Origin of the sequence: Parabacteroides sp. AF17-28 (assembly GCF_003479205.1) — a bacterium.
GTDB lineage: Bacteria > Bacteroidota > Bacteroidia > Bacteroidales > Tannerellaceae > Parabacteroides > Parabacteroides acidifaciens.
Genome location: NZ_QUGV01000004.1, coordinates 14536 through 29938, shown reverse-complemented (window position 1 = coordinate 29938; position 15403 = coordinate 14536). Strand labels below are relative to the sequence as shown.

Here is a 15403-nt window from a genome sequence, read left to right as displayed (position 1 = left end):
ATGCAAGAAGAGGATTACACATTCGTGACTTTAGACAGCGACGACTTTATGTTGGCTGACGCTGTTATCGTGGATGTGGACGGTGGAAACGACTTGTCGGATGCTGTAATGATTGATGAAAGTATCGATGCTTCTGATTTTATTACCTTGTCTGATGATACAATTATGTTGTCCGATGCAGATATGCTGGATACATATTCAACCGATATTGACGGGGCTGACATATCATTTATTTTATGATTTCCGTTAAATGTCCACATTGCCATGTAGGGTTAAAGGTAGACGAGGGGAAAATTCCCCTCGATATCACCTCTTTTAAATGCCCGAAATGTAAACAACTGATTCCTGTTTCTTTACTGTCCCAGAAGAAAGGAGATCGTACATCCGAATCGGAAACGGTTCTGATACAGCCGCTTCGTATGACAACCGGACATCTTTCTGTAATTGCAAATGACGATACGCCGGAACAGACCTTTCCTCTTCAAGAAGGCTCATATACGATCGGAAGAAAATCCAATGCCTCGAACGCTACTATCGGTATTGTAACGACTGATAAATCTATGAGTCGTGAACATATCCGGATAGAAGTAAAAAAAGATGCAAAAGGTGGATATAAACATTATCTTTCTGACAATAATAGTAAAAATCATACGTTATATAATAGCAATTACTTAGAAGATGGAGAGATTGTTGTACTGAAGAATAATGATGAGATCATTATTGGACACACAGTACTCCGTTTTAATGAATAAAAATAGTCTATGCTATGAATATAACGATCGGCAAACCTTGGGCAGTCAGTGAAAAAGGAGGCAGATTGAATAATGAAGATTCCATCTATCCTCTGCCGGAAGCGGCTAAATCCAATCAGAAGTTATTTTTGGTGTGTGATGGTGTCGGTGGAGCTGAAAAAGGAGAGATCGCCAGTTCGCTGGCCTGTGATTCTTTCCAAACTTTCTTTTCAACCTTCCGGGAAGGTGAGCCAAGCTCTGATTTCATTAATAAAGCAATTCGCTATACAGAAGCACGCTTTGACGACTATACCGCAATTCATCCGGAAGCCAAAGGGATGGCAACCACTTTGACTATGGCCTTTGTCGGAACAGCTGGCATAACACTGGCTCATGTTGGTGATAGCCGGATTTATCATTTCAGACAAGGGAATATTTTATACCAAACCGAAGATCATTCGCTGGTAAATTCACTGGTGAAATTAGGAAAGATCAGCCGTGAGGAAGCCGTAAATCATCCGCAGCGGAATGTGATTGTGCGGGCAATCCAGGGAACAAGTCGCCCGACAGAGGCAGATGTTGTCCTCCTAAACGATATTCAGGCAGGCGATTATCTGTTTATGTGTTCGGATGGCGTGCTTGAACGTCTTACCGATGAAGATCTCTCTTTAATATTTAAGCAATCCGGAGGTCCGGAAGGAATTAAAAATGCAATTATGTCTGCTTGCAGTGGTAAAACGCGTGATAACTTCTCTTTTTACATCATACCTATACAAAATGTGTTAGATTCTACAGGAATTAAGCAAAATATTCTTTCTTTCCTTTATTCTTTTATATAAATAACGTAATTTTGGCAGATTAATAGAATTGCGCATAGTAGTTATGAATTTGCCAAACGGACATGTTCTTCAGAATAGAAAATATCGGATCACTCATGTAATTGGTCAGGGCGGCTTTGGTATAACTTATAAAGGCGTCTGGTATACGGAAGTAAAGGGTGCGTTAGGTACAGTGCAAACAGAAGTTCCTATTTGTATTAAAGAATACTTCTTTAAAGACTATTGTTACAGAGATACAGCATCTTTTGCTGTCAGAGTTCATTCTGAGACAGGAAGAGTGCTTTTCGATAAATTCAAGGAGAAGCTTATTAAAGAAGCTAAAATACTATCTGAGGTTCATCACCCTCATATTGTGAATGTGCTGGAAGTTTTCGAAGAAAACGACACGGCCTATATCGCTATGGAATACATTTCCGGTTGTTCCCTCAAATATATGATGGACAGAGAAGGTGTGTTGCCGGAGGCAAAAGTCCTCAGATATGTTCATGAAATAGGAGAAGCCCTTCAGTTTGTCCACGAAAAGAATATTCTCCACTTGGATATAAAACCCAGCAATATTCTGATCGATTCATCGGGAAAAGCCCGCCTGATAGACTTTGGTGTGAGTAAGAGATATGATATCGAGCAGCAGGAAACCAGTACGACCATGCTGACTTTATCAAAAGGTTTTGCTTCGATCGAACAATATGATAACGAAGGCACACAGAGCTTTTCCCCATGTCCGGATATTTATTCGTTGGGAGCGACGATGTATAATCTACTGACCGGAAAGATTCCGACGGAATCTATTTTGCGTGCGACACGTTCTTTACAAAACCCTTCGGAGTTGAATAAAGATATATCTCCCAAAACAGAAGCGGCTATAATCAAAGCTATGCAGATTATTCCGGCTGATCGTTTTCAGACAGTGTCCGAGATGATGGCTGCATTGGATTTTCCCCCGGAAGAGGAAGAACAGACGAATGGCCTTCAGGAGACTGACGGACAAGAAGATAATGAAGAAACAACTGTTCTGAGCCACAATGACCAACAATTGCTGAACGAGAATGACGAAGATCGTACGATTCTAAATGAAGAAGAAATTAGTCCTCAGAAGCATAAGAAAAGAAGAAAAGGGGTACTAATATCCGTGATTATTGCTATATTTGCCTGCATAGGATCTGCTGTTGCTCTTTTGGTTCAAGGAAATAAAGCGACGATAAATCCGGGTACAACGGAATTGATTAATCCGATCGAAGAAAAGGAAGATTCAACTCAAGCGATTCAGGAGACAAAGCCAGACGTAGAAAAAGATGCACTTCCTTCCGTTGAAAAAAAGGAAACAGAAATCGTAAAGCAACAATCTGAAAAGCTCACACCAACAACAGTTGTACCGGAAAAGCAACCGGAGACAAAACAGGTCTTAGCTGAAGAGAAAAAAATAACAATACAACCAGTACAACCTTCTGTTGAAGAAATTAATGCGGAATACGACGCTTTGATTGCTTCCGGTAAGGATAAAATGGGAAAAGCTGATTTTACAAATGCAAAAAAAGACTTTACTAAAGCGAAAGAAACCAAGTTAACGGAAGAAGTCGTACGCCTCCTGATCTCTTGTGATGAAAAGGAAGCGGCAAAACTTCTGGCTGATAAAAAGGACCAATATGAGGTAAAGAAGACTTTCGGAAATTATACTATCGTACGAAAGAAATCGACGAAATTATATGGCGCAATCGATGTAAATGCGAATGAACGTATTCCATGTAAATATCTGAATGTTGGAATTGCTGAAAATGGTCGTGCTTTCGAGCGTAAAGATGGTTTGTTTGACATTTATGATGCTAATGGTGTATTGGTAAATGAAGGATCAACGTATTATTAACGTGTTTATGAAAAGACTTTGGATTTTGATTTTCTTTGTTGTTCTGCCAATGTGTTTGGCCGCTCAACAAAAAACTGAATATAACAGAAAAGGGGACGAGGCGATGAAACGCCTTGATTACAGTGATGCAAGGATGTGGTATGAAGAAGGAGTTGTACAATGTGACCCCTATAGTATTGGACAACTTACTTCGATTTGGTTGGTTAACCAGCGGATGCGTCCATCCATGCATAGTTTGATGAATAAATGCCGGAATTGCCTGGAAGTGATGGCAAATAATAAAGATACAACCGCCATATCGCAGTTGATTACTTATTATACCGAGGGCATAGGAACACCCAAGAATGAGACATTGGCAAAATCTTGGCAGGAACGTCTGGAGACGCTTCGTAAACCTGTAGAACCTGTCCATTATACTTCCAACCAAACAAAACCAGATAAGCCCAAAGAGCCAATGAAGTTTTTTGTCGGTTATGCTTATTCTGTAGAAGCGCCTTATGGCTTAACTGTCGGAGGGATAAAATCCCGCCTGGGTTGGTTTGCACGCTTCAGAACGAATTTTAGTTTTAAGGATAATGACAGCGAGTGCAGGGGAAATGGGCAGATGGTCGGTTCTGTTCCTGGCGGTCCTTTTATTCGTTTTACCAATAATCAAAAAGTAAACTCTTATGCCGGAACTGCTGGTATTGTCGTAAAATGTACGTCTTGGCTCTATACTTCTGTCGGTTTAGGATATGGAAGTCGCGAATTGCTGTGCGAATATAAAACCATTGATGCTACAGACCACAGGATCGAGAAATTATATTGGAGTAAAAATCTTGACCATTCTTATAATGGTCTGGCTGCCGATTTGGATTTTATGGTGAAGTTTGGTCCTGTCTTTGTCAGTGCCGGATGTAATACATTAAACTTTAAATATATAGATCTGAATGCAGGTCTTGGTGTATTTTTCTAATCGTTGATATTATGAAACATATATATCTGTTATTATCATTCTTTGCATCTTTATGTTTACTTGTCGGTTGTGTAGATGATCCGGAAATGGATACTCATCTTCAGAATGGAATTGCCCCAGAAGTTTCCGAAACATCGAGAGTAGATATTTCGGCTTCGACAATGACATTGAAAGCAAGTATTTTGAAAGAGAACGGTTCGCAAATACTTGAATGCGGCGTATGTTGGAGTGATATATTTGAAAACTCCCCCAAGACCAATATGTATGAAGGGAGATATAAGAAAGCATCAAAAATGGAGAATGGAGAGTTTGAAGTGACGATATCAGACCTTCATGATAAAACCAACTATTATATTTATGCTTATGCGATTAATGAGACCGATACCGCTTTTTCTTCGTCGGGAACCTATACAACAGAAATCGGTGTTGGTGAAGTAAAGACAGTAGCTATAGATAGTGTTAACGTGAAAGCGACTTCTGTACTGGTTAGCGGCAAGATTAAAAGTCGGGGAGAAGGCATAGAGAATATAGGTTTCTATTTGTCGGATAAAAACAATCCGCCGTCAAAAAATGATTCGGTCATTGCCTATACGGGAGATTATATGTCGACAGATTCTTTTAGTTGTTCTATTACAAATCTGAAACCGAGCACGCTGTATTATGTACGTGCATTTGCAACCAACTCCTTTGGGGAATTTTCTTTTAATGTAGATTCATTTAAAACTACAGATGGTAAACCCAAATTGGGAGTTCTATCTTTGGATAGCACAAGTTTTACAACAGCTGATCTGTCGGCTCAGCTTATTGACGAAGGTGATTCATCCCTAACTAAATTTGGTTTTTGCTGGGGAGCGATGGAGGAACCTACTATCGAAAATGCAGATACGATTCTTTGTTCAGAAATAATAGAAGGTAAGTTTAGCGGAAGAATACATAGCCTGGAATCAAATAGGAAATACTATGTCCGGGCTTATGCTACAAATGCATTTGGAACAGTATATAGTACCAACATAAAAGATTTCTTCCCGAAAAGCCAATTGCCGACAGTTGTTAGCATACCTGTTGCAGGGGAAACGATCGTGAATGGTTCTGCAATTGTAAGTGGAGAATTGCAGAACGAAGGAATGTCCGCTGTTACAACAATAGGTCTCTGTTGGTCAACTACAAATAAGAATCCGAGGATATCGGAAAAGAATTGTTTCTATAAAGAAATCCCGTTGGAAGAATTAGATGAGAATAATGTATTTACGTATGCATTGACTAATCTGACAGGAGCAACTACGTATTATGTGAATGCTTATGCAGCCAATGAAAATGGTATTCAATATGGAGAAGTCCAATCGTTTACGACTCCTCTCATTCTGACACCCAAAAGTATTTACCAAGGAGCTAAACGCTCTTTCTCTGCAGCTTTTGCAGCTGATGGACAGGCCTTTATTGTTGGAGGTGATTTAGGTAATGAACGAACGAATGAGTCATATAATTATAAAGCAGAGATGGATGAATGGAGTCCGTCTGCCCCATATAGTAATGCCTATTCACAAATGACGGCCTGTATCAAAGATGGTAATGCATATATTATAGGAGGAACTGACAATTCTATATTTGCTACAGATGTCCAGATTTATATGCCATCTTCCAACACTTGGGCGACAATGCCTTCGTTACCAGATGGAGAAGGACGCTATGATGCGGTTAGTTTTGTTTATCGGGATTCAATCTATGTCTTAGGTGGAGTGAATGATAATGAAAACTCACAGGAACTCTGGAAATTTACCGGAGATACTTGGGTGATGAAAACAGATCAATTTCCTATTTCTCAGCAAAAAGGTATAGCCTTGGTTGCCAATGATAAGGTTTATGCCGGTTTGGGTAGTAGCATCGGCTTAAAAAGAGGTTTCTGGATGGCTTCCGACAGTTTAACAGCATGGGTAAATGCTCCGGGATCTTTACCAAGTAATATTGGAGTCGTTTCTTCTGCTGTATATTACAAGAACGATCAATGGGACAGTTTCTTTATGGTTGACAACAATGGTAAAATATGGGAATATAATTTGTCCGGTAAGTGGATTGAACATCCTACAACTCTTCAACGTATGAATAACTATCATATGTTTATACTGAATGATAAGATTTACATTTTGGGACAAGATCGCTTTGAAAATAACTTCTTTGTGATGTATGATCCGGTCTGGGATCCCGGAAAATGATTAAATAATGAATAGAGCAAGCATATTAGAAGAGATTCAAAAGAATGTAGAAATATTGTCGACACCGGATTTGCCGGAGTATAAGTATATTCCGCTGCATCAAAAGCCGTCGCCGTCAGTAACAGCGTTGCAGGAAGTCATGTGTTTACTCCGTAAAGTGATCTTTCCGGGTTTCTTCGGTACGGAACAGGAGGCACAAACTGATTCTATACAATATTATACAGGAGTATATTTAGAACATATCTATGACTTATTGCAGGAACAGATTTATAACGGTTTGTGTTTTGAAGTAGAACGTTGTTGTGATTCCAAAGACCGTGCTTCCAGAATAGCGATTGCTTTTATTAATAAGATTCCCCATATTAAATATTTGCTGTCTACTGATGTAAAAGCTATTTTGGATGGCGATCCGGCGGCAAAAAGTCCCAGCGAAATTATTTTCTGCTATCCTGCAATCCAGGCGATTCTCTATCAGCGAGTAGCACATGAGCTATTAAAACTCGATGTTCCCGTAATACCCAGGATTATAACAGAAATGGCCCATTCGGATACGGGGATAGATATTCATCCGGGAGCACAGATAGGAGAATACTTCAGTATCGATCATGGAACAGGTGTCGTTATTGGCCAGACAACCATTATTGGGAATCATGTCCGATTATACCAGGGAGTAACATTGGGTGCTAAAAATTTCACTTTGGATGAAGATGGTTTGCCGTTGGATGTTCCCCGTCATCCGATTATAGAAGATTATGTCACTATTTATTCAAATGCTTCGATTCTCGGAAGAATCACAATAGGTAAAGGTTCGATTATAGGAGGTAATATTTGGCTTACACATAGTGTTCCTCCTAATTCGAAAATCTTACAGACGCGCGCTGTTGAAGATAAATAGAAAAAGAGATGCTATTTTAAAGAAAAATACGTATGTTTGTGACATACCTCTTAGAGCGTATTATACCTTAAAATAGTGTGAACCATGAATAAAGTGAAAACATTGGATGACCTCCGAAAGATGCGTGAAACCTTACGCACGACCTTGGATATAAGAGAAAAAAGCAATCATCCCGAACAAATGGTGCAGATTCGGGTTTCGATGGCAACCTGCGGTATTGCAGCCGGAGCCAAAGAGATTATGAATTATTTCATAGAAGCACTGGACCGTGAGAAAGTTGATGCATTAGTGACACAGACCGGCTGCATGGGCTATTGCTATGCTGAACCGACTATCGAAGTGGCTGTGCCCGGTAAAGAACCTATTGTATTCGGTCATGTCAATAAAGAAAAGGTGGATGAAATAATCAATCGTTATATCCGGCAGGGAGAACTATTGGATGATATTATCCCTGTCACTTACACTGCGATTAAACCAGAGTAACGAACTTCCTTAAACAATAAATACTTACATAATGGCACAATACAGTAGTTATATACTGGTGTGTGGTGGTACCGGCTGCCGTGCATCACAGAGTGAACTTATACTTGAAAATCTGAAAGAGGCCGTAGAACAACACGGATTACAGGAAACAGTCCAAGTGATCCGTACAGGCTGTTTTGGCTTTTGCGAGAAAGGACCGGTTGTAAAGATGGTTCCTGATAATACCTTCTACGTACAGGTAAAACCATCAGATGCCGAAGAGATAGTTCTGGAACATTTGATCAAAGGAAGGAAGGTGGAACGTTTGCTTTATGTCGACCCCGAGACGAATGAGCAGGTTCCGGACTCAAAACACATTGACTTCTATAAAAAGCAACTTCGTATAGCCTTGCGGAATTGCGGTTTTATCAATCCTGAAAATATTGATGAATATATTGCCCGTGACGGTTATGTAGCCTTAGGTAAAGCACTGACGGAAATGACACCGGAGTCAGTGATTAAGGAAATCATGGATAGTGGCTTGCGCGGCAGAGGAGGTGGCGGATTCCCGACCGGGTTGAAATGGCAGATTACACGCAAGGTCCAGGCTCCTCAGAAATATGTGGTTTGTAATGCAGACGAAGGTGATCCGGGAGCATTTATGGACCGTTCCATATTGGAAGGTGATCCACATTCTATAGTAGAGGCGATGGCAATTAACGGATATTGTACAGGAGCCAATAAAGGCTTGGTATATATTCGCGCTGAATATCCTTTGGCTGTAGAACGATTGAGAATTGCAATCCGGCAGGCAAAAGAATACGGTTTGTTAGGAGAGAATATCTTTGGAACAGATTTCTCTTTTGATATCGATATACGTTATGGTGCCGGAGCTTTTGTCTGTGGTGAAGAAACCGCATTGATCCACAGTATGGAAGGACTCCGCGGAGAGGCAACTGTAAAGCCGCCTTTTCCCAGCGAGCATGGCTACAAAGGTTGTCCTACGAATGTGAATAATGTGGAAACCTATGCTAATGTACCGGTTATCCTTCTGAGAGGAGCAAAGTGGTTTAGTAGCATAGGAACAGAGAAAAGCAAAGGGACAAAGGTTTTTGCCTTGGCGGGAAAAGTGAATAATGTCGGGCTGATAGAAGTTCCGATGGGAACAACATTGCGTGAAGTTATTTTCGGTATCGGAGGCGGTATTAAAGATGGCAAGAAGTTCAAGGCCGTACAGACAGGAGGACCTTCCGGAGGCTGCCTGACTGCAAAGCATCTGGATCTGCCGATTGATTATGATAATCTGTTGGCTGCCGGTTCTATGATGGGCTCTGGCGGTATGATTGTAATGGATGAAGACGATTGCATGGTTGCAATGGCTAAATTTTACCTGGACTTTACTGTAGAAGAATCATGCGGCAAATGTGCCCCTTGCCGGATTGGCAATAAGCGGTTGCATGAGATTCTGCAAAAGATAACTTCCGGTAACGGTACAATTGAAGACCTGAATATGCTGCGTAATCTGGCCGGAGTCATTAAAGATACAGCTCTATGTGGATTGGGACAGACCTCTCCAAACCCAGTTCTATCTACAATGGATAACTTTTATGATGAATATCTGGCTCATGTAGAAGAACAACGCTGTCCGTCTCATCAGTGCCGAGAATTGACACAATACTTTATAAATCCGGAAAAATGTAAAGGCTGTACACTTTGTGCCCGGATATGTCCGGTGAACGCAATTACAGGAGATCGGAAAGTTCCGCATGTTATTGACCCGCAAACTTGTATCCGCTGCGGTTCTTGTATTGAGAAGTGTAAGTTCGGAGCTATTTATGTACATTAATAAATGGATAACAGACAAAAAATGGAAACAGTAAAACTTATTATAGATAGAAGACCGGTAGAAGTTCCCAAAGGGACTACTATCTTGGACGCTGCAAAAGGAATGGGCATACGTATCCCGACTCTTTGCTACATGAAGTTAGAAGATCTGCATTATGAAAACAATCCGGGAGCCTGTCGTATCTGCGTGGTTGAAATAGAAGGTCGCCGTAACCTGGCTCCATCGTGCAAGACCGAATGTACCGAAGGTATGGTTGTACGGACACATAGTCCCCGGGTGATGAATGCCCGCAAGACTGTGATGGAATTGATTCTATCCAACCATCCGGCAGAATGCTTGACTTGCAGCAGTAACGGATATTGCGAACTGCAGACAATCGCTCATGATCTTGGCATACGCGAAATTCGTTATAAAGGTGAAATGTCTACGTTCCAGATAGACCGTTCACCGTCTATCGTACGGAATATGAATAAATGCATCATGTGTCGCCGTTGCGAAACGATGTGTAACAATATCCAAACCGTTGGTGCATTGACAGCTGTCAATCGCGGTTTTAATGCAGCCGTCTCTACCGCATTTGAACGGGATATAGCAGGCAGTACCTGTTCCTATTGCGGTCAATGCGTATCCGTTTGTCCGGTAAATGCCTTGAGCGGAAGAAACACACAACAGCCCGTTCTGGATGCAATTGCCGATCCGGACAAGATCGTAATAGCCCAAACTGCGCCGGCTGTCCGTACAGCACTTGGCCGTGACTTCGGTTTCGAACCGGGCACATTGGTAACAGGAAAAATGGTATCGGCTTTACGCCAATTAGGCTTCGATTATGTATTTGACACCGATTTTGCAGCTGACCTGACTATCATGGAGGAAGGTACAGAGCTGTTGCAACGAATCGGTAAATATCTCAATGGAGATAAAAAGGTAAAAATGCCGTTGATGACCAGCTGCTGTCCTGGTTGGGTTAGCTTTGTCGAACAGCATTTCCCGGAACTGAGGGATAATCTTTCTACCGCAAAAAGTCCGCAACAAATGTTCGGCGCAATCGCTAAAAGCTATTTTGCCGAAAGGTTAGGAGTGGACCGGAAACGGATCGTAGTCGTCTCTATTATGCCTTGCCTGGCAAAGAAGTACGAAGCCAGCCGGCCGGAGTTTGCCGTCGAAGGCAATCCGGATGTCGATATTTCGATTTATACACGTGAGTTGGCACGTTTGATTCGTTATGCCAATATCAACTTTACAGACTTGCCGGACAGCGATTTCGATCGTCCATTGGGTGAATCTACCGGCGCCGGTGTAATCTTCGGTACTACCGGAGGAGTAATAGAAGCAGCTTGTCGTACAGCCTACGAACTTTATACAAAGAAGCCACTTCCTAAACTTGAGTTTGAAGAACTTCGCGGACTGGAAGGAATCCGTAGTGCAACGATCGATTTTGATGGAACGCCTGTTAAGATCGGTATTGCCCATGGTTTGGGAAACGCCCGCAAGTTGGTGGAAGAAGTAAAGAATGGAACATCGCCTTATCATGCTATTGAAATAATGGCATGTCCGGGAGGATGCATCGGTGGAGGTGGTCAACCGTTCCATCAGGGTAGGATGGAGGTTCTGCGCAAACGTGCCGCCGCTCTCTATCAGGAGGATAAAAACAAGACGCTTCGTAAAAGTCATGAGAATCCTTATATACAGGAACTTTATGCCAATTATCTGGGAGAACCCTGCGGACCGCGAGCCCATAAGTTGCTGCACACGCACTATTTTGACCGGAAGGAAGCCGTTAATATGTTTATTCAAGAAAATCAGAAGAAATAGAGTATGGAAAAGATACATTTGCTTAAGATAAAACTAAAGGAGTTGGAAGCTGTTTGCAATGAACACCACAACGATGCGGGAGAACTGATCAATATCTTACACGCAGCGCAGGGAATATTCGGCTATTTGCCCCGCGAAGTACAGGAAGTTATTGCAGACCGATTAAATATTCCTGTCTCGCGAGTATATGGTGTTGTCACCTTCTATTCTTTCTTTACAATGACTCCGAAAGGGAAATATCCTATTTCTGTCTGCCTGGGTACTGCTTGCTATGTCCGTGGAGCTGAAAAAGTATTGGATGAGTTCCAGCGTCAGTTGGAGATAAAAGTCGGGGAGACTACTCCTGACGGTCTGTTTTCATTAGACTGCCTGCGCTGTGTAGGCGCTTGCGGACTTGCTCCGGTTGTCACCATTGCCGGAAAAGTTTATGGACGTTTGTCTCCGGAAAAGGTGCGGGACATTCTTTCCGAATACTACCTATTGGAACAAGTATAGTTCGTATTATATTTCTTATGCCACTTAGTTGGCACAGTTTTGCCATCGCCTTGGCACAGCTGTGCCATCTAAGTGGCATAACTGTGCCAACCTGATGGCACAAGGCTTTTACTCCTTTGTCTCTATATAAACAACGTGTGTCTGTAAATATTCCTCAAGCCCGTGTTTGCCGTCAGCTCCGCCAATTCCAGACTTACGCCAGCCGGCATGGAAACCTTGCATTGCTTCAAAATTTTCACGATTGATATAAGTTTCGCCAAATTTCAGGGAGCGCATCAACTTGAATGCATTATCTAAATTTTGTGTATAGACGGAAGAAGTCAGTCCGTATTCACAATCATTCGCCCAAGCTATGGCATCATTGATATCAGTGTATTCGACAACGGGTAGGATAGGACCAAAGGTTTCTTCCTGTATTATATCCATTTTCTGAGTGGCACAATCCAATACCGTTGGCTCAAAGAAATATCCCTTTGTTCCGATCCGGTGACCACCGCACAATAGTTTAGCGCCTTGTTCAATTGCTCTTGCCACTTTTTTCTCCATCGCAGCCAACGCATTAGCTTCGATCAGCGGTCCCATATCCAGATCAGCAATTTCATTCGGATCACCAACTTTCACCTGTTGCATGCCGGCAACAAGTTTTTCCATGAAGACATTTTTAACCTTTTTATCTACATAAACCCGTTCCGCGCAGTTACAGACCTGTCCCGTATTAATCACACGTGAAGCGATAATCGATTTAACAGCCAGATCAATATCCGCATCAGCCATCACAATAGCAGGGGCTTTTCCACCCAATTCCAATGAAACTTTCGTGATATTAGGAGCCGCAGCAGCCATTGTCTGTTGTCCGGCACCAACACTTCCTGTCAGACTAACCATACCGACTTTGGGATTGGCCGCTAATTCATGGCCAATAACCGAACCGCGTCCATTCACCAAATTGAATACTCCGGCAGGCAAACCAACTTCTTCTACGATTTGTGCAAAAACATATGCGTTTTCAGGTGTCAGCTGACTTGGTTTTACAACTATCGTGTTTCCAGTAATCAAAGCAGGAGCAGCCTTACGAGCAACAAGGAAGAACGGAAAATTCCAGGGAAGAATACCTGTTGTAACACCAATTGCCTTCTTAAACAGGAAGATACTTTCTCGTGGACGATCACTGGGAATAATCTCACCTTCATATCGACGTGCCCATCCTGCCATATAATCGATATAATCAGCAGTAAATAGTACTTCTACATTTGCAAGTCCCTGTGTTTTACCACCTTCGCGTACGATTATGTCGGTCAGTTCTTTCTCTCTTTTACGAATGCCTGCTGCAATTTTAGTCAAATAGGCTGCTCTTTCTATAGAAGGAGTTTTTTCCCATTGATCCTGAGCCTTTTCCGCAGCATCGATCGCTTTTTTCGCATCGTCTACTGTACCGTCCGGCATAAGTGAGATAACTTCTTCAGTAGAAGGATTTAATACTTTAATCCATTTCCCAGATTCATTCTCTATGAATCTGCCATTAATAAACATTTTCAATTCCTTCATGGTAATTATCTTTTTAGGTTGAAATTTGAATTTAAATGTACGAGAAAGAATATATGATGATGTTTTAAAAATGATATTAGTTATTTCATAAATGATATATTTCTGGAATACAGGCTGATATAACTATAATATGAAAAGTCTGGAATATTTTTTTTGCAAATTCTGAACCAAATTGTTTTTTGTGCTGTTATATGATAAAATGAATTAGGAATTATATCCATAAAGATATTCCTAAAATGATTAAGTTAGTAGTATTTGTTTTTTCATATAAGTAGAGTTTGTTATTTGTTTGGTCCGTATGTAACTGTGAAGTTGGATACGGGCTTTTTTTATGCTTTTATAGTAACCGATTTTGGTTGTTATATGTTTATTAGATAATGACGATTATGTTTAATAGGATTATTTGACTCTCTTAAATCCTCCACACGTTGCACCCTTTTTCCGTTTCATAAAAACAAAAAAAGGAGTTCTCGTTACCGAAAACTCCTTTTCTAAATATTATTTGATTCTTATTGCTGATTCATTTCTGCTTCGATGGCTTCCAATTCCGGACCCATGTTCAGATTGTAGTAAATACCTCTCAATCCGATCATATTATCCATTTTAGCAGGTTCTGCTTCATGGGCTTTCTTGAAATACGGAAGAGCTTTCTTGAATAATTCTTTAGCGATATTCAATTCATCCTGATATTTCTTGCTATCATTGATCATGTTTGCTTCACTCTGTTTGTTTACAGCCTGATTGTAATATAAACGACCTAAGCTGGAAAGAGCGTCTGTCAGATTCGGATCTTTTTCCAAAGCCAGCTTAAGGTATTTTTCTGCGTTGTCATAATCCTTAAAGCCTGTTTCGTATACACGACCTATTGCATTGTAAAGGGTTGCATCATCCGGATTTTTCTGGATAGCAATATTCAAATATTCCAATGCTTTTTCGTTTCTGTTAGAATAAATATAAATATTGATCAAGCTCATCAGGTAATATGGATCTTCCGGGAATTTAACAAGTCCTTCTTCCAATGTCTTTTCCAGATTAACAGAATCTCTAAGAACTTCTCCATATTCATAGCAGAGATACTGATAAATGTCACTCTGACGATATTCAGTGTTCTTAGCACGATCTAAAGCAGCAATTGCTATTTTAGAGTCGCCTAATTGAGTCGCTGCAACAGCTGCATAGAACTGTACAGTCATGAATGTAGAGTCCTTCTCTGCAGTCTGAGTTCCTGCAAACATCGGCAGTTCAGAGATTTCAACGTATTGATTGAAGAAATCATATGCTTTTTTATAATCTTTCTGGTCGAAATAGTATGCACCGCCATTGAAAAGATAGATATGATTTGCACTCAGGATGCTCTTAATATCTTTTGTGAACCGAGGTTTCACTTTACCTTTTTCGTTCGGCTGTTGATCCAGTTCGTATGCTTTCTGGAAATAAGGTAAAATACCATACAGAGCTTCATACATAACCGGTTCGTTCGGCTGCTGTCCCAGAATCTGCTTTGTTCTTTCAGCGTTAAACTGCTGATCTTCAATAAAACCTGCTACATACCAAGTTTTAGCGTCATCCTTAGTTTCCGGATTTTCCAATGCACCTTTGATCAAGGTTCTGGCCTCTCCAAAATCTGCATTATTGCTTTTCGCAATACTTTGTGCCTCTCCCACAGCTTTTTTCTGTGCGAAAGAGGTAGATGCTGCAACACATAGTGCAACTGTAAATAATACTCGTTTCATTTGTGATAGTGATTTGAGA

General features: G+C 41.0%; 13 protein-coding genes. 11 read left to right on the top strand and 2 right to left on the bottom strand.

All coding sequences use genetic code 11. The annotated features are described in order from the left end of the window. The 11 genes from DWW90_RS03690 (at position 1) to DWW90_RS03640 (ending at position 12106) form a co-directional block, all read left to right on the top strand. Entirely contained in the window at positions 1 to 240 is a 240-nt protein-coding gene (locus DWW90_RS03690) for a hypothetical protein (protein ID WP_115497670.1), read from the top strand. After that, the gene (locus DWW90_RS03685; RefSeq protein WP_115497669.1) at positions 237 to 752 is read left to right on the top strand and encodes an FHA domain-containing protein; all 516 of its coding nucleotides are present in this window, start codon (positions 237 to 239) and stop codon (positions 750 to 752) included. The genes DWW90_RS03690 and DWW90_RS03685 overlap by 4 nt, the downstream gene beginning before the upstream one ends. Positions 753 to 766: 14 nt before the next feature. Then, positions 767 to 1570 (top strand): PP2C family serine/threonine-protein phosphatase, encoded by an 804-nt coding sequence (locus tag DWW90_RS03680; protein WP_122344041.1) that lies wholly within the window; start codon positions 767 to 769, stop codon positions 1568 to 1570. A gap of 43 nt (positions 1571 to 1613) precedes the next feature. Beyond that, positions 1614 to 3431 (top strand): serine/threonine-protein kinase, encoded by a 1818-nt coding sequence (locus tag DWW90_RS03675; RefSeq protein WP_122344040.1) that lies wholly within the window; start codon positions 1614 to 1616, stop codon positions 3429 to 3431. A gap of 7 nt (positions 3432 to 3438) precedes the next feature. Next, the gene (locus DWW90_RS03670; RefSeq protein ID WP_122344175.1) at positions 3439 to 4386 is read left to right on the top strand and encodes a hypothetical protein; all 948 of its coding nucleotides are present in this window, start codon (positions 3439 to 3441) and stop codon (positions 4384 to 4386) included. An 11-nt stretch (positions 4387 to 4397) separates the two neighbouring features. Beyond that, the gene (locus DWW90_RS03665; RefSeq protein WP_122344039.1) at positions 4398 to 6596 is read left to right on the top strand and encodes a kelch repeat-containing protein; all 2199 of its coding nucleotides are present in this window, start codon (positions 4398 to 4400) and stop codon (positions 6594 to 6596) included. Between the two features lie 7 nt (positions 6597 to 6603). Continuing rightward, entirely contained in the window at positions 6604 to 7491 is an 888-nt protein-coding gene (locus tag DWW90_RS03660; RefSeq protein WP_122344038.1) for a serine O-acetyltransferase, read from the top strand. 84 nt (positions 7492 to 7575) lie between these two features. After that, positions 7576 to 7974 (top strand): ferredoxin, encoded by a 399-nt coding sequence (locus tag DWW90_RS03655; RefSeq protein WP_115497663.1) that lies wholly within the window; start codon positions 7576 to 7578, stop codon positions 7972 to 7974. Positions 7975 to 8005: 31 nt separating this feature from the next. Continuing rightward, the gene (locus DWW90_RS03650; protein WP_122344037.1) at positions 8006 to 9799 is read left to right on the top strand and encodes an NADH-ubiquinone oxidoreductase-F iron-sulfur binding region domain-containing protein; all 1794 of its coding nucleotides are present in this window, start codon (positions 8006 to 8008) and stop codon (positions 9797 to 9799) included. A 21-nt stretch (positions 9800 to 9820) separates the two neighbouring features. After that, positions 9821 to 11611: an NADH-dependent [FeFe] hydrogenase, group A6 gene (locus tag DWW90_RS03645; protein WP_122344036.1), complete on the top strand. Its 1791-nt coding sequence runs from the start codon at positions 9821 to 9823 to the stop codon at positions 11609 to 11611. Positions 11612 to 11614: 3 nt separating this feature from the next. Next, positions 11615 to 12106, top strand: a complete 492-nt coding sequence (locus DWW90_RS03640) for an NAD(P)H-dependent oxidoreductase subunit E (protein ID WP_115497660.1) — start codon at positions 11615 to 11617, stop codon at positions 12104 to 12106. 108 nt (positions 12107 to 12214) lie between these two features. On the opposite strand, the gene aldA is transcribed toward DWW90_RS03640, so the two are convergent. After that, entirely contained in the window at positions 12215 to 13651 is a 1437-nt protein-coding gene (gene aldA, locus DWW90_RS03635) for an aldehyde dehydrogenase (protein WP_122344035.1), read from the bottom strand. A 509-nt stretch (positions 13652 to 14160) separates the two neighbouring features. Beyond that, positions 14161 to 15384: a lipopolysaccharide assembly protein LapB gene (locus tag DWW90_RS03630; protein ID WP_122333404.1), complete on the bottom strand. Its 1224-nt coding sequence runs from the start codon at positions 15382 to 15384 to the stop codon at positions 14161 to 14163. Positions 15385 to 15403 lie beyond the last annotated feature (19 nt).

What these genes read in the sequence shown, in the direction of transcription:
- DWW90_RS03690 (WP_115497670.1), top strand. Translation starts at nt 1, where the DNA reads ATGCAAGAAGAGGATTACACATTCGTGACTTTAGACAGCGACGACTTT.
- DWW90_RS03685 (WP_115497669.1), top strand. Translation starts at nt 237, where the DNA reads ATGATTTCCGTTAAATGTCCACATTGCCATGTAGGGTTAAAGGTAGAC.
- DWW90_RS03680 (WP_122344041.1), top strand. Translation starts at nt 767, where the DNA reads ATGAATATAACGATCGGCAAACCTTGGGCAGTCAGTGAAAAAGGAGGC.
- DWW90_RS03675 (WP_122344040.1), top strand. Translation starts at nt 1,614, where the DNA reads ATGAATTTGCCAAACGGACATGTTCTTCAGAATAGAAAATATCGGATC.
- DWW90_RS03670 (WP_122344175.1), top strand. Translation starts at nt 3,439, where the DNA reads ATGAAAAGACTTTGGATTTTGATTTTCTTTGTTGTTCTGCCAATGTGT.
- DWW90_RS03665 (WP_122344039.1), top strand. Translation starts at nt 4,398, where the DNA reads ATGAAACATATATATCTGTTATTATCATTCTTTGCATCTTTATGTTTA.
- DWW90_RS03660 (WP_122344038.1), top strand. Translation starts at nt 6,604, where the DNA reads ATGAATAGAGCAAGCATATTAGAAGAGATTCAAAAGAATGTAGAAATA.
- DWW90_RS03655 (WP_115497663.1), top strand. Translation starts at nt 7,576, where the DNA reads ATGAATAAAGTGAAAACATTGGATGACCTCCGAAAGATGCGTGAAACC.
- DWW90_RS03650 (WP_122344037.1), top strand. Translation starts at nt 8,006, where the DNA reads ATGGCACAATACAGTAGTTATATACTGGTGTGTGGTGGTACCGGCTGC.
- DWW90_RS03645 (WP_122344036.1), top strand. Translation starts at nt 9,821, where the DNA reads ATGGAAACAGTAAAACTTATTATAGATAGAAGACCGGTAGAAGTTCCC.
- DWW90_RS03640 (WP_115497660.1), top strand. Translation starts at nt 11,615, where the DNA reads ATGGAAAAGATACATTTGCTTAAGATAAAACTAAAGGAGTTGGAAGCT.
- aldA (WP_122344035.1), bottom strand. Translation starts at nt 13,651, where the DNA reads ATGAAGGAATTGAAAATGTTTATTAATGGCAGATTCATAGAGAATGAA.
- DWW90_RS03630 (WP_122333404.1), bottom strand. Translation starts at nt 15,384, where the DNA reads ATGAAACGAGTATTATTTACAGTTGCACTATGTGTTGCAGCATCTACC.